The following is a 15,448-nucleotide window of genomic DNA, read 5'->3' as shown; positions in this document are numbered from 1 at the left end:
TTCTTTGCACCCAAGATGGGCTTTAACTTAGGATAGGAACATAAGGCAGAGCTTTTCTGCATATTCGAAATTCCGGAAGGAATTGCGCTCTGCACCTTACGTCCCGCTCGGCTCAAGGCGCTCCACCTCGTGCGGCTGCACTTTGGGGCGTTTTGTCTTCGGTTCTTCCTCCGCCGCCATGAACTGAGCACGCGCCAGTTCCGCAAAACGTCCGCCTTTCGCCACGAGTTCGTCGAAGGTGCCCGTTTCGATGACCCGTCCTTGATCGAACACAAGAATGCGGTTGGCATTGCGGATCGTGGCGAGGCGGTGCGCGATGACGAAGGTGGTGCGGCCGAGCATGACTTCGTCGAGAGCCATCTGCAGCTTTCGCTCGGTCGCCGCATCGAGCGCGCTCGTCGCCTCGTCGAGAATGAGGATCGGCGGGTTTTTCAAAAGCGCTCGGGCGATCGAGAGACGCTGACGCTCGCCGCCGGAGAGGGAGCGCCCGCGCTCGCCAATGACGGTGTCGAGACCATCCGTCTGTCTGGAGATGAACTCGATCGCCTGTGCGCGCTCCAGGGCTTCGATCATTTCCGCATCCGTGGCATCGGGGCGACCCACCTGCAGATTTTCGCGGATGGTGCGGGCAAACAGCATCGGCTCCTGGAACACGACGCCGATATTGCGCCTCAGCGAGGCCAGCGTCACGTCGCGAATGTCGTCTCCGTCGATGCGGATACACCCCGATTGCGGATCGAAGGCGCGATGGAGGAGACCCAAGGTCGTGGACTTTCCCGATCCCGTTGCACCAACCAACGCCACGTTCTCGCCGGGCTGGATCGTGAAGGATACGTCCTGCACGGCGGAGCGCTTTCCGTCATAAGAGAAGCTGACATTGTCGAACACGACCTCGCCCTGGAAGCGGTCTACGCTCTTGGCGTTGACCCGGTCATGAACGGCAGGCGTCGTATCGAGAATCTCGAAGAACTCCTGCAGCTTCGGTGCCTGCATGAAGAGCTGGTTGATGAAGCTCACCGCCTGTTCCAGCCGACCGATCAGCATCGTTGCCATGCTCATGAACATGACGATCTCACCGACAGTGGCAAGCCCGTTGAGGTGCAGCCAGGTGCCCAGCAGGAAAATGACCGTGACGGTGATCGTCGCCGCTGCGCGCGAGGCAACGGATGCGAGAGCCCACCAGGACAGGACCGGGTTCTGCGCCTGGAGCAATTGCTGCGTGATAGACCGCAGAGAACGGCTTTCGGCTTCGATGCGGGTGAAGGACTGAATCACGGGCACGTTGCCGAGCGCATCGGAGGCATGTTCGGCCAGGCTCGAATGATAGCGCTCGACCGAACCCTGAAGCGTTTCCGTTTTCCGCAGCACGATAGCGGTGAGCACCGCGAAGATGCAGACGAGAACGACGAGAACAAGCCCAAGGCGCCAATTGAGGAACACGGTCAGAGGCAGCAGAACCACGAGGGCGACAATGGCCGAGAGATGTTCGCGGAAGAAGCCGAGCCAGAGCCACGACATGCTGCCCGAGCCTTCCAGCATCACCTTGAGCACGCGGCCCGAATGGGTGGTGGTGTGGAACGCAAGCGGCAGCTCAAGAACATGCTCGAAATAATTGGCGATGACGGCAAGACGCCTGCGATGGGCCAAGCGGTCCGCATGCAGGGCCACGAGCGCACCGGCGCCGATGGAAAAAAGACCGAAGGCGACCCAGGCCGCGATCAGAGGCATCAGCACAGTGAAGGTCACCGGTGATGCATTGGGAAGTTGCGCCTGCGTGAGAACATCGATGATGCGGCCAAACAGGATCGGCTCAGCAAAGGCCGAGATGGCGAGAGCAACGTTTGCCAGAGCCAAAATGGCACCGATCCTCAGGTCGGAGCCAAGTTGCCCCAGAACGCGAATGTAAAGCCTGATCAGCCGCATGAGATCGACCTGCCAGCATGGCGAAGCTCACCATCCGAACTCCGCTCCCGATGGGAATTTTCGTAACCCTGTTCACCCAGGATGCCAAGCCTCGCCGATACGAGGCCCATCATGCGTTCTCCGGATTGAGCTTCCTGAGGCGCTTGCGAAAACCGCCCATCCATTTCTTGCGCGGTCGCGCCGCCCTCTGGAGTCTGGGCTTCGCCAGAAGGATTGCTCCCTCTTGCGTCTTGCGGATGTGAAGCGTGCGGTTGTGGAACTCCTCCAGGCCCGGCCTGTGGCCGATCGACATGACCGTCGCCCCTTCCAGCTCATGATCGAACAGAGACAGCATGGAGGCTTGGTTCTCCTCGTCGAGAGCCGATGTCGCCTCATCCATGAACACCCAGCGCGGCTTGTGCAGGATGACGCGCGCGAAAGCCACGCGCTGCTGTTGTCCGAGCGACATGGTCTTGTCCCAGCGCTCATGCTTGTCGAGCATGTCCACGAATTCTTCCAACCCGCAGCGCTCAAGGGCGGCACGGATATCCGCGTCATCAAAGGTCTCGGGCGAAGCGGGATAGCTGAGAGCCGCGCGAAGCGTACCGAGCGGGAGATAGGGCCGCTGCGGCAGGAACATCATCTCGTTTCCGGGAGGAATGCGAATGCTGCCGGAGCCCCAGGGCCATAGTCCCGAGATCGCTCTAAACAATGTGCTCTTGCCGGATCCCGACTCGCCCATGATCAGCACACGTTCACCAGGTTGGATCTCTGCCGTCGCATCCTCGATGAGGATGCTGCCGTCGCTCAGAGCGACCGAGAGACCATCGAAACTGAGCCAGCCTTTTGCGTGCGGCTGAATGTCGATCTGGCCGCTCTCCGCCGTGACTTCTTCAAGATCAAGCGCTGCCTGCCGGAAGGTGGCGACGCGCAAAACGGCCGAGCGCCAATCGGCGATCTTCGGGAAGTTGTCGACGAAATAGCGCAGGGCCGCCTGCACCTGGTTGAAGGCGCCCACCACCATCATCATGCCGCCGAAGGACAGGCGTCCGCTGAAATAGCCCGGCGCGGCGGCAAGGATCGGCACCACGATGGCCAACCATCCATAGCCGGACGTGATCCAGGTAAGGCGTGCGAGACCGCCCGAAAGCTTGCGCGTCGCCTTGAGCACCGCCTCGACGAACTCATCAAGGTTGCGCCGCTCGTCGGACTCGCCATTGTAGAGCGACACGCTCTCCGCGCTCTCGTTCACACGCACCAGCGCGAAACGCAGATCGGCCTCGCGCGCATAACGCTGGGTGTTCAACCGGATCATCGGACGTCCAACGAGCCACGTGAGACCCGAACCGATGCCCGCATAGCCGATGGCGACCCACACCATGTAGCCGGGAATCGAAATCTCCCTGCCGCCGATGACGAAGGTCGTGTCGCCGGACAAGGTCCACAATACACCGATGAAGCTCACGAGCAGCAGGAGGGCCTGCAGCATGCCCACACCGAGTTCCGTCGAGAGTTCGGAGAAGAGGCGGCAATCCTCCTGCAGGCGCTGATCGGGCTGTCCGCTCGCCTCGCCCATGAAGCCGAGCTGGTAGGCCCGATTAGGCTTGAGCCAGAGATCGAGCAGAATCTGCGTGAGGCGCTGTCTCAACCGGATCTTCAGTCGTTCCTGAAGCCAGGTCTGCGCGACCACGCAGGCGAGAAGGGCTGCAACGATGAAGACGAAGACGAGAAGCTGGTGGAAAAAGGCGGATGTATCGCGCTTCTCCACTGCATCGAAGAAGGCGCCGTTCCATTGGTTCAGCCGGACCTGCCCGATCATGTTGCCGATGAGAACGGCAACGATGAAGATGGACAGCCGCAGCATCGGCCAGCCCTTCCGGTTCCGGAACATGTCCTTGAACAGCGCCAGAAGCTCCCGCCCGATGCTGGGCGCAAGCTCCTGGGCAGGCGCGGGACCATGCTGAGGCTGGTGCGCGGCGGCGTGCTCCGCTTCCTTGGCCAGGGTCTGCTCCTGACCGGGCCCGACCTCCTGATCGCTCCCGGTTGCAGGAGGCGGAGGCATCTGCTTGCCCAGTTTGGGATCGTAATCAGCCATGGCCTTCTAGAAACGCACCTTCCGCGCCGATTCTGACGCTAAGGCTAAAGCGCTACGCTTCCGTTTCGGTTCCAGGCCAAGGTTCAAGCTATGCCGAAAAGGCCAAGCTTTCAGCGTCAGCGGTTATCGGCTGCGACGACCAGCGCCCAATAGACCTTGTATTTGGAGTTGGGCGTATAAGCCGTCGCGATGCCGATCCGCGTAGCACGGGGGTCGAGAAGGACCCGGTTGTGCTGCGGGCTCTCCCGCCATCCGGAGAAGGCTTCCGCCAGGGTGTGATAGCCGGCCGACAGATTGGCCGCGGGCGCCACGGCGCCGGAGGAGGCCAAGCGGCTCTTGAAGGCCTCTGCGGAGCTTGGCTTGTCTGCGGACGCCATGGCGTCCGCCTCCGCCTGCGCAGCCTCCTGCAGGCCGGGATCGAGGACTAGGGGACCCAGACCATTGTTGCGGCGATAGGCGCCGATCATGTCGCGGGCCATGGCTGCATCCACCACGGCGCCGGAATTGGCCATGGATGCGTAGAAGCTCGGCATCTGCGAACGGTTTTGCGGCCCGGACTGGCATCCCGCCAGCGCGAGCGCAGCCAAGGTTGAACAGAGAAGGCTTTTCATGCCGGAGATTTATCCTTGAGAAGGGTTAAGGTTTCATCCTCATCTCCCTCCTTGGATTCGTCTGCCTTGGGTCCTTCTTCCTCAGGCTCAGGCGCACTTGCCGGCGCCGGGACGCCGATACCGGCTTTGCGGAGGCCTCTGAAAATATCGAAATAGATGTCGCTCGACACTCGGCCCGCCGCATCGATGTCATCAACGAAGCAGACGAGATCGAAATCGATCGTGTTTTCCGTCACCTTCTTGAAGATGACGCGCGGATTGGGCTCGCTCATGACCTCGCGGTGCGCCAGCGCCGCCTGACGCATGATGTCCGCCACCAGGTCGGGGTCGGTCGCACGTGGCACGGGAATCGAAACAAGAACGCGCCCGACACGGTCATTGCGCACGCGGTTGCGTACCACGCCGGAGATCAGGTTCGAATTCGGCACGATCAGAGTCGCGCGATCCCCGGTCTGAATCTCCGTGGAGCGGACGTTGATTCGACGTACATAACCCTCGGCATCGCCGACCACCACGAGGTCGCCCACGCGGATCGGGCGCTCCCAGAGCAAGATGAGGCCCGAGATGAAGTTGTTGACGATGGATTGGAGGCCGAAACCGATACCCACCGACAGGGCGCCAGCCACGATGGTCAGGCGCTCGAGGCTCAAGCCCAGATAAGTGAAGGACACCATGCCTGTCGCGATGATGCCCACATAGCCCGCTGCCGTGCGGATCGAGTTGCGCAGACCCGCATCGAGATCGGTCGCCGGCAGGAAAGTGTTGTCGAGCCAACGCTGCACGACGCGCGTGATGGTGAAGCCGCCCGCAAAGAGCAAAGCCGCGATCAGGATCGAGGAGAGTGAGATCGTGACGTCGCCGACGCTGAAGCCGAAGAACAGCGCGCGCAGGGAGCTCGTGACATCCGCCGATTCGATGCCCCAGGGCAGGAGAACCAGAAGAATGGCGATGATGATGAGAACAAGCCTCGCAACACCGCTTGTCAGAACGCCGATCTGCTCCAGGGAGCGGCGGCGGATACCGGTATTGGCCTGAAGCGTCGTGGCGATCCGGCTCTGGCCGCGCAGCGACCCGGCGATGAATTCGTCGGCGAGCGCAATGCAGAGGATCAGCATGGCGATGATGGTGGAAATCGACACCGCCTGTTCCAGTACGAAGGAAGCAAGAGCCGTGTAGCCGCTCAGCACGCTGCCGATGACGACGGCCACCACGAACCAGCCGAGGCTTCTCAACGGGCCGCCGATATCCACATCCTGCGCCATGTAAGGACCGAGGCAGGCCTCCTCCTGGTTCTCACGCGTCGCGAAACGGCGCAGCAGCTCCGCGAAGAGGAGGGCCATCACCAGCGCGAAGAACGCACGCGTGATCACCGTGATCGGCAGGACAGCCGCGACAGCCTTGTTGAAGGCTTCGATCACCTTGCCGATCACCATGATGGTGGCGAGCGTTACCGAGAAGCGCATGATGCGCGCGGCAGAGGCATCGCGGACCGGAATCAGACGCCAGGACGTGTGATCCGGCGCAAGAATGGCATCGATCAGCGCACGCACGAAGGCGATGAAGGCAAGTCCCCCGAGGAGCGACCGTACCACTTCTTCGAGACGTGGCGATACGAGATCGGCGGAATCGAAAGCGACCCAGACGATCCAGCTGCCGGCAATGGCAGGCGCCGCGCCGAGCGCGAGAACGCCGACAGCGGCCAGCAATCGGCTGCGCCGCGCCGGATCCGTGATCGCGGGGTCACGCCGCACCAATCGCGGCGCGATCCGGCGGCGGCCGATGTAAAGCGCAACCGCCACACCAATGGCCAGCCCGAGAAGCAGAAGAACACCGATCGTCGCCCTGCGCTGGATCTGATCGAAGGCGTCGCTCAACACAATCCGCTGCGCTCTCAACTCGCGCGGAATCGCCTGAAGCACATCCACCCAGAGGCTTGGGCTCAGAATGCCGTCGCTCTGCTCGAAATGCGCGCGCACGAAACCGGCGCGGCGCAGATCGCCGATCTGCGCGCTCAGTTGCTCGGCCTGGACAAGAAGCGCGCGTCCGAGGCGCTGCGTCTCGTCGAGTTCGGCAACGGCAGCCTCACGGTCGGCGCGGTCGCGCGCCACATCGGCGCTTTCCTCGGGCTGGCCGCTGGCGGGCTTCGGCCCGAGCTGAGAGAGTCGCTGCCGGCTCGCTTCAAGACGAGGTGTCTGCTCGTCGATCACCGTACGGATATCGCCGATGATGGGTTCGAGCTGCTGGCGCAGGTTCTGCAGCTCTACATCGGAATGCGCGCGCCCTTGAAGCGCCAGCTCTTTCTGGTCGAGATCGGCCTTGAAGCCGTCGAGCTTGGCCCGCGCCGCTTTCGTCTCAGCCGACACATTGGCGGCAGGAGCCTCTGGAGCGGCAGCGGGAGGGGTGGCCGGCGCCTGGGGCGCAGGGGCTTGAGGCGTAGGAGCCTGCGTCTGAGGCTGAGCCCGGGGCGGCGTCTGTGCCTGCTGGGCGAGCGCGAAGCCTCCGGAGGCCAAGCCACACGCGACGATCACGGCGGAGACGAGCCGCTTCAGTCCAATCCCTGTCATTTAAGTTCTGCCCTTGTCGCATTCCCTTGCGGGCCGGTTTTCTTGCGAATCAATAAGGCGAAAACTCGCCGCCGCAGGGTCGAAGCGCAACAAAAAAGCCTGGATGGAGAGCGCCATCCAGGCTTTTTCGAAGAATTTAATCTCTTACCGGCTCGGCGGCTGATTGGCCGACGGCTGCGCATCGGGTGCCGGATAGGCCGGATTTGCAGGCGTAATCCGGTTGGTGGGATTGGCGTTGGACGAGCCCGTGGTCGAGCCTGTCGTGGCCGAACGGGCGGCATCGGTGCCGGGATCGTCCGGCGATTGTGAGCCGACCCAGATCATATAGCCCCCGACCGCAACCGCAAGCAGCAGAAGCGAGCCGATGAGAACACCCAGGATAGGACGTCCGGAAGGACCCTGCCGGGTTCGATCGTCTGGAATTTGTTGAGCCATCGGAAGCCTCTTTGGCAAAGCGTGAAACGTCGGGCGAGCAGCAAGGCTCGGTGTCGTGATGGCAACGCCGGATGCGAGGCACGGTTCCTGCCAAGTTTCTTGCCACGTTCGCCTGCCAAGCTTTGCAACAGCCTCCTTTCCCAATTGCACTTCTCCCTCTGGATCCAATGCCGCGCTCCGCCGTTGTTCGTGACGGGCCAGTAACAGTATCAGGGACGAGGGCCGATGGTTCGGGCAGGTTTAGAAAGCATCGATTGTCGCACCCCCGGCACGGTTCTTCGTCTCCCGGTCAGAAGCCATTCTTTCGCCGTCTTGAGCGCCCTTGGGTAATCTCTGATTCAAGGAGAAAACATGCAGGACAATCGCATCAGTCTGGATGGGGCTTGGGAATTTTTGCACGTGGCTGATGACCGTCTGTCAGGCCCGGCTGAAGTTCGCCAGATTATGGTGCCAAGTCCCTGGCAGGCCCAGTTCCCGGATCTGCGCATGCGGGCGGGAATCGGTATTTATCGCAAGACAGTTGAAATCGACGAAGCGTGGCTGCACGACAGCATCTGGATTCGTTTCGGCGCCGTCTTCCACAACACCAAAGTCTTCATCAACGGCGAAGCCGTGGGCCACAATGAAGGCGGCTTCCTGCCCTTCTCCTTCGACGTGACACCCTACCTCAAGGCGGGCCCAAACGAGATCAAGGTGCGCGTCGACTCGCCCACCGACAACCCGGCGGAATTCCCCGATTCTCCTTTCGCCGAAATCCCCTTCGGCAAGCAGAGCTGGTACGGTCCGCTTTCCGGAATCTGGCAATCGGTCTATTTCGAACGCCGCATTTCCGATCACATGAACCGCGTGCGACTTGTGCCCAATCTCGCGACGGGGCGCGTGACGTCGGGCGTGTTCTTCGCGCGTCCGCTGACCGAGGCCACACAGATCCGCATCGAGGTCACGGACCCATCGGGCCAGGTCGTGGTCGAAGAGATGCACGAGACACAGGTCGGCGTCACGAGCATGCCGTTCGAGCTGACGATTGCCGATGTGCAGCCTTGGTCGCCCGATCATCCCAATCTCTATCGCGTGCGCCTGCAGCTTATCCGCGACGGCGAAGTGAAGGACGAGATCGCCGACAATTTCGGCTTCCGCAGCATCGAGACCCGCAACGGCAAGTTCTATCTCAACGGCGAGCCGCTCTATCTGCGCTCCGCCCTCGATCAGGATTACTACCCGGACACGATCTGCACCGTGCCTTCGGTAGAGTTCCTGGAGGATCAGTTCCGCAAGGCGAAGGAGCTTGGCCTCAACTGTCTGCGCTGCCACATCAAGGCTGCCGACCCGCGCTACTATGAAGTGGCGGACCGGATGGGCCTGCTGATCTGGACGGAGCTGCCGAACGGCGGCATGGCCACCGACCGTTCGCGCGGGCGCAAGGAAAAGCTCCTCAAGGGCATCGTCGACCGCGACGGCAACCATCCTTCCATTATCATCTGGACGATCATCAACGAGAACTGGGGCGTCGACCTCGTTAACGACGCGGATCACCGCGACTGGCTCAAGCGCACCTTCGCGTGGCTGAAGGCCTACGATCCGACGCGCCTCGTCGTCGACAACTCGCCGCTTGCTCCGAGCTTCCACGTGGAATCGGACATCGCGGATTATCACTTCTACGCCGCCTACCCCGATCACCGGGCGCAGTGGGACCAGTTCGTGGACGAACTCTCGAACCGCGCCTCGTGGCTCTATTCGCCGCATGGCGATGCGGTGATCACCGGCCGCGAGCCGCTGATGTGTTCCGAGTTCGGCAATTGGGGTCTGCCCTATCCGAAGGACCTGCGCGACGCCAATGGCGAAGAGCCTTGGTGGTTCGAGACCGGACACGATTGGGGCGAGGGCGTGATGTACGCCCACGGCGTCGAGAACCGCTTCTCGGACTGGAGCCTGGACCGCGTGTTCGGCGATCTGCGCCGCTTCGTGATCGCGGCTCAATGGCAGCAGTTCCGTGCGCTCAAATACGAGATTGAGGCCATGCGCCGGAAACCCAATCTCGCGGGCTACGTGATTACCGAACTGCACGATTGCCACTGGGAGTCGAACGGTCTCCTCGACATGCGCCGCAACACGCGCGTGTTCCATGAGCTGTTCCACATCATTAACACAGACACGGTGATCGTGCCGCAATGGGAGCGCGCCTCCTATTGGGCGGGCGAGACGATGTCGCTTGGGCTTTCCGTCTCGCACGGAGCCGGGCCCGTGCTGGAAGACTGCAAGCTCGAGATCAATCTCGTCAACGATACGAAAGTGATCGACCTGCCGCGTCTCGAGGCGCCGGACATGCTCGATTTGGGACACATCGAGATGACGATCCCTGAAATGGACGAGCCGTCCTTGCGCCGCATCGGTCTGGTGCTGCGGTCGTCCGACGGCAAGATCATCGCGCAAAACCACCACGACATCGCCATTCATCCGAAGCGTGGAAAGCCTGCGCATGTGCGAGAACTGGTATGGTCGCCCGACGAGGATATCCGCGAGCATTTCCGCGCCTTGGGCTACACCATGGCGCGGGCTTTCGAGGAATCGACTCTCGTCGTCGCCCGCACCCACAACAAGGCGATTGCCGACCATGTACGTGCCGGCGCCAAGCTCCTGCTGCTGCCGGAAGAGGACATGAGCCTCTATCCGTTCTTCCCGCACTGGCAGGCGGTGAAGGTGCAGTCGCGTCACGGCACTCTCTGGTCGGGCGACTGGGCTTCGTCCTTCGGTTGGCTGCGCCGCTCGGGTCATTTCGCCCGCTTCCCGTCCGGTCCGCTGCTCGACGAGACCATGGACCGCGTCCTGCCTGATTTCGTGATCTCCGGCTGTAACCTGCTCGACTTCCAGGCCCGCGTCTTCGCAGGCCTCGTGGTGGGCTGGATTCACAAGCCGGTGGCACTGGGTGTCGAGCGTTCTTATGGACGCGGTCGTCTGGTTGCCTCGACTCTGCGTTTGATGCGCGATGCGCCGCTTGCGGATCCGACAGCGACCATCCTGACCGATGCCCTCGTGGAACTCGCCGTCGAGTCCCGTGCGGCGCGACTTGAAGAGGCCGTGCGTGCGGCGGAGGCTGCGGCCTGATTGAGTGATCCCAGTGGAAAAAGAAACGGCGCGGAGAAATCCGCGCCGTTTTTATTTGGACCAGTTATGACTTTTACTCGGCCGCCACATTGAGCTTCTTCTCGGACCATTCCATCTCGCTGTCGAAGAAGAACCTGTCGAGCGCGCTTTCCAGGCGAGGCATGAGGATGCCGCGCTCGGTGGACAAGGCGGTGTTGAGCACCGGCAGGTCGCCAGCCTCCGTCACGAGGCTTGGATCGAAACCAGCCCGTTCGGCGGCCTGCGCCGCGAGATCGCGCCAGGAAATCTCGCCGAGATTGGCCATATGCCAGATGCCTGTTCCACCATCGATCAGAAGATCGAGCGACGTGTTGACGAGATCGGGCACGTAAGTAGGCGACACGATATCGACGCTTGCCGCAACACCCTCCCCCTTGCTCAGGGTGTTGAGGATCGACCAGACGAAGTTGTAGCGATCCCACGGACCGAAGAAGGCGCTTGTGCGAAGAATAAGAGCCTTGTCGTGTGCCGCCAGAACGCGCCGTTCGGCCTCAGCCTTGCTCTCGCCATAGACCGTTGTAGGATTGACCTCGTCGCTTTCCACGTACGGCCTATCGAGAGTACCGTCGAAGACAAGATCGGAGGAGAATGTGACAAGCGGGATGCCTCGATCTGCACACGCTTTGGCAAGTATCTCGGCGCCTGCAGCATTCTCGCGCAAGCACCTCTCAGCGTCATTCTCCGCTTCCGATACCCGCACATAACCTGCAGCATTGATGACTGCCCAAGGCCGGTGGCAGCGCAGGGCTTCCTTCACGCTTCGCGCATCCGCGATGTCCATATCCTGGCGCGAAAGCAGAACATGGTTGAGGCCGCGAAACTCCGCGAGGCGTGAGTAAGCCCTCCCTAGCGTTCCAGTAGCGCCGGTGATCAGAATCTGGCGAGGCTCGTCCGCAAGCCAGCAGGAGCGCGACTGCTTCGACGGACGCTTGTAGAAGCGGATGTCGCGCTTCCACCACCCGGCCCGGTCGAGAACAGGATGATCGTAAGTGCCGGTTTTGGCCAAGGCCTCGGCTGCATGAGCAAGCGCCGTGCGGCGGGGCTCAGGTGCCCGCACGTCGAAGGGGCCGGCCTCATAGAAATTATTGCGCCGGGTCAGCAGCGAGTTCCAGTCCACTGCGCCGAACAGCGACCATATGGTCACGGCGCGAATGTCGGCGCCTTCATCCCGCAAGGTGTTGACGTCATTCCACACCTCGACAAGCCAGCGTAGCTGATCGTCACGCGAACTGCCGTGATGGGCTTCCGTCACGGCGATAGGCCGCTTGTAACGCTCCCATACTTCACGCAGCCGCGCCCCAGGGCCCAGATCCTTTGCGGGCAGAGGCATGCGCACGGCTTCCGCGTCCGCGTAAGCATGACGTCCATTGCCGCCCCAATGATGCTCGGGGTAGCGCTTCATGTTCTCATCGAGATAGCGCTCGCTCGTGAGATAATGATTGATGCCGATGATATCCGGCGCGGCATCTCCTTCGAGCAGGAATTCGAGATCGGCCTCGCTGACGCCATGGTCGAGCAGGATCCGCCACCAGGGATGATCCCGGTTCACCATGCCGCAAAGAAGATCGAACCCAAGGAAGCGCCGCTGGTTCTCATGCTCGGCCTGATAGGAAAGCAGAGGCGTCGAGAAGGTCTTGCCCATGTCGTCCGTCTGCACAAGCTGCGCATCAGGACGCACCTTGCGGATCGCCCGCATAGACAGAACGGTTCCCTTGCACTCGTTCACGAGGATCTTGAGGAAGGACTCGTAATTCGTGCCATGCGGATACCAATGGCCATAGAGCCCCGAGAACCGGGCCGTGGTCAAAGGCTCATTGACGGGCGTGTAGAGGTCGAGATGCGGATAGCGTTCTGCCACATTGGCCGCGTGACGCGCCAACAGTTCCGGCCAGGCCGGATCGAGCATATGCGTATAATGAGGGCCGCTGCCATGATGGCAAAGGCCCGCAATGGCGCGGATCCCCAGCTTCTGCAAATGAGCCATGCGCTCGTCATGCCACGTGAAATCCGCGCGGTCCGGACCCTCGGGAGAGATCGTCTCCCAAAGAACCGGATGGCGCAGCGTTCGGATACCGAGTTCAGCAATGCGGTCGAGATCCTCGATACGATCGCTGTACCCGGTTTCCAGGCTTTGGTCGCGGTACTCGTCGCCAACACGCGCGACGGTGCACTCGATACCGCCCCAAAGCTCCAGGGGTCGCTTCATCATTCAACTCCGACGATATTACATCAGGCTCTCACAACTATGCGCAGCACAGATTGTTCGATGAATATCGTTCCTTAAGAGATCAGAGCTGCCGATGAGGGCATGGCCCTGACGCTCGTTGTGTCGGCGCCGACGGGCAGCGACTCGTTGATTCGCCGGAAGGTGGCCAGTGCCTGGCCGACGATCTGGTCCATATTGTAATAGCGATAGGTCGCAAGACGGCCCACGAACCAGACATCCGGCGTCGCAAGAGCCAGGCGCTCGTATTTCTTGAAGAGCTCCTGATTTTCCGGCTTCGGAATCGGATAATAGGGATCGCCTTCGGCGGACGGATACTCGTAAGTCAGCGCGGTCTTCTGGTGGTCCTGACCGGTCAGATGCTTGTATTCCGTCACGCGGGTGTAATCGTTGGTCTGCGGATAGTTCACCACGCCTACCGACTGGTGCCACGGCTTGTCGAGGGTGACATGCTCGAAGCGCAACGAGCGATAGGGAAGCTTGCCGAACTGGAAATTGAAGTACTCGTCAATCGGCCCCGTGTAGATGACGCGGCGGTGCGGCACGATGTGCTTCACGTCCTCGTAATCCGTCTGCGTCATGATGTGAATGTTCGGATGGCTCACCATCTTCTCGAACATCCGGGTGTAGCCGTGCTTCGGCATGAACTGGAATTCGTCCGTGAAGTAACGGTCGTCCCGGTTCGTGCGGGTCGGCACGCGTGAGGTCACAGACTTGTCCAGCTCCGATGGGTCGAGGCCCCATTGCTTGCGGGTATAGCCGCGGAAGAACTTTTCGTAGAGTTCGCGCCCCACCGCCGAGACCACCACATCCTCCGATGTCCTGATCTCACCGATCTTCTCGGCGCGTTCCGCGAACCAATCTTGAAGTTGCTCGGAGGTGAGATCGAGCCCATAGAGCTTGTTGACGGTGTCGAGGTTGATCGGGATCGGCACCTGCATCCCGTCTACTTCCGCCAGAACCCGGTGCTCGTAGAAGCGCCATTCGGTGAAGCGGGAAAGATGATCGAAGATCTGCTTCGAGTTGGTGTGGAAGATATGCGGTCCGTACTGATGGATCAGAAGGCCTTCATCGTCGTAGCGGTCATAGGCATTGCCGCCGATATGGTTGCGACGGTCGATAAGGAGGACGCGTTCGTTGCGCTCGGTTGCAAGACGCTCGGCCAGTACGCTTCCTGCGAAGCCGGCGCCGACAATCAGCCAATCGTACATTCAAATCACTCCGCGGGGGTGGTGGCGTAAATCGGAAGGGAGGCAGCACGCTCCAAAGTCGTGTCGCCGGTCGCATCGAGCATGAGCTTGTGCATCGAGGCCCATGTCTTGTCCCATGACCCTTGAGCGAGATGCTTGTCGACCTTCGCGAGCCAAGCCTCCTTCGGTCGCGCCAGAATAGCTTCGACCTTCGCAACCACCTCGTCGGCAGTCCGTGCGATCTCGACGAGACCCTTTTCACCATAGGGTTTCACCACATCGGTAATGGGGGTCGAGACGACCGGCACACCGGCAGCAAGAAATTCCGGCGTCTTCGTGGGGCTGATGAATTTCGTCGCCTCGTTCAGCGCGAAGTTCATGAAGCCCACGTCCCAGCCTGCGAGATAATGCGGCAATTCCTTGTAATCTTTGCCACCGAGCCAGTGAATGTTGGGGCGCTGCGGCAGGGTAGCGGGATCGATCTTCACCACTGGGCCAATCATTACGAATTGCCAGTCGGGTCGCAAATCGGCGACCTGCGCGAGCAGTTCGATGTCCATGCGCTCATCGACCACGCCGAAGAAGCCAAGTCGCGGATGCGCAATATGCGCCTGATCCTGCGGATCCTGCTTAATCGCGCGGGCCTGCGAGAAATGATTGAAGTCGATGGATGAGGGGAAACCATGCACGCTGCGATGACGGTTCTTCTTGGCCTCGTACAGGCTCATGCCACCGGTGAACACCAGATCGCATCGCGAGAAGAGTGCGTTCTCCATATCAAGAAGATGCTGCGAGGCGCCCCGGAAGAGCGACAGCTCATCCATGTTGTCATAGACGCAGAGATCGCATTCGAAATCACTGGTGAAGGCCATGGCCATCGGCGTGTAGTACCAGAATACGCGCGAGCCGCTCGACTCACGGCCGATCAGGGTTTCGATGAGATCGTGCTGCTCGGCGATGATGTCCTCATGCGCAAGGCCTTCCGGCAGCATCGGAACGGCAATGGTCACGCCCTGCGGGCGGCTTGTCACATCCATATGCGGCTTGATACCGGGCTTGAAGATCGGCTCTTCGATGATGAGTACATCGTAATGCTTGACGGCACGGCTAAGCAGATGCTGCGGGCGCTGCCAGACGAAGTCCCAGCGAAGGTGCGAGAAACAGACAAGGAGTGGCTTTTCTGAAGACGCCTGAGACGGCGAACGGAAGGCATGCGGCTGCGTCATCAAACGCTCATGCATAGCGCGATCCTCAAATACAGATGTGTTGTCACAATCGGACGGAAA

At 61.1% G+C, this 15,448-nt stretch carries 9 protein-coding genes; 1 reads left to right on the top strand and 8 read right to left on the bottom strand.

What is annotated here, in order from left to right:
• Positions 1–96: 96 nt before the first annotated feature.
• From MJ639_RS08585 to MJ639_RS08565, 5 genes are all read right to left on the bottom strand, one after another.
• Positions 97–1,923, bottom strand: a complete 1,827-nt coding sequence (locus MJ639_RS08585) for a glucan ABC transporter ATP-binding protein/ permease (RefSeq protein WP_243370347.1) — start codon at positions 1,921–1,923, stop codon at positions 97–99.
• A gap of 109 nt (positions 1,924–2,032) precedes the next feature.
• Positions 2,033–3,997, bottom strand: coding sequence for an ABC transporter ATP-binding protein/permease (locus MJ639_RS08580; protein WP_243370345.1), 1,965 nt, complete (start codon positions 3,995–3,997; stop codon positions 2,033–2,035).
• Between the two features lie 116 nt (positions 3,998–4,113).
• Positions 4,114–4,608, bottom strand: coding sequence for a CAP domain-containing protein (locus tag MJ639_RS08575; RefSeq protein WP_243370343.1), 495 nt, complete (start codon positions 4,606–4,608; stop codon positions 4,114–4,116).
• On the bottom strand, positions 4,605–7,172 hold the full coding sequence (locus MJ639_RS08570) for a DUF3772 domain-containing protein (protein WP_243370341.1): 2,568 nt from the start codon (positions 7,170–7,172) through the stop codon (positions 4,605–4,607). The genes MJ639_RS08575 and MJ639_RS08570 overlap by 4 nt, the downstream gene beginning before the upstream one ends.
• Positions 7,173–7,316: 144 nt before the next feature.
• Positions 7,317–7,607, bottom strand: a complete 291-nt coding sequence (locus MJ639_RS08565; RefSeq protein ID WP_243370339.1) for a hypothetical protein — start codon at positions 7,605–7,607, stop codon at positions 7,317–7,319.
• A gap of 351 nt (positions 7,608–7,958) precedes the next feature.
• Between MJ639_RS08565 and MJ639_RS08560 the strand changes: the two genes are divergently transcribed.
• Positions 7,959–10,709 (top strand): glycoside hydrolase family 2 protein, encoded by a 2,751-nt coding sequence (locus tag MJ639_RS08560; RefSeq protein ID WP_243370337.1) that lies wholly within the window; start codon positions 7,959–7,961, stop codon positions 10,707–10,709.
• Between the two features lie 73 nt (positions 10,710–10,782).
• Here MJ639_RS08560 and MJ639_RS08555 read toward each other — a convergent pair whose 3' ends face one another.
• The 3 genes from MJ639_RS08555 to MJ639_RS08545 all read right to left on the bottom strand — a co-directional run bounded on the left by MJ639_RS08555 (position 10,783) and on the right by MJ639_RS08545 (position 15,388).
• Entirely contained in the window at positions 10,783–12,957 is a 2,175-nt protein-coding gene (locus MJ639_RS08555; RefSeq protein ID WP_243370335.1) for a family 1 glycosylhydrolase, read from the bottom strand.
• A gap of 71 nt (positions 12,958–13,028) precedes the next feature.
• The gene (gene glf / locus MJ639_RS08550) at positions 13,029–14,183 is read right to left on the bottom strand and encodes a UDP-galactopyranose mutase (protein WP_243370333.1); all 1,155 of its coding nucleotides are present in this window, start codon (positions 14,181–14,183) and stop codon (positions 13,029–13,031) included.
• Between the two features lie 5 nt (positions 14,184–14,188).
• Entirely contained in the window at positions 14,189–15,388 is a 1,200-nt protein-coding gene (locus tag MJ639_RS08545) for a glycosyltransferase family protein (protein WP_243370331.1), read from the bottom strand.
• Positions 15,389–15,448: the final 60 nt, after the last annotated feature.

It is taken from the genome of Microvirga solisilvae, from assembly GCF_022808595.1.
GTDB lineage: Bacteria > Pseudomonadota > Alphaproteobacteria > Rhizobiales > Beijerinckiaceae > Microvirga > Microvirga solisilvae.
The sequence above is the reverse complement of the archived record's forward strand: the minus strand, read 5'-3'. Positions and strand labels throughout refer to the sequence as shown.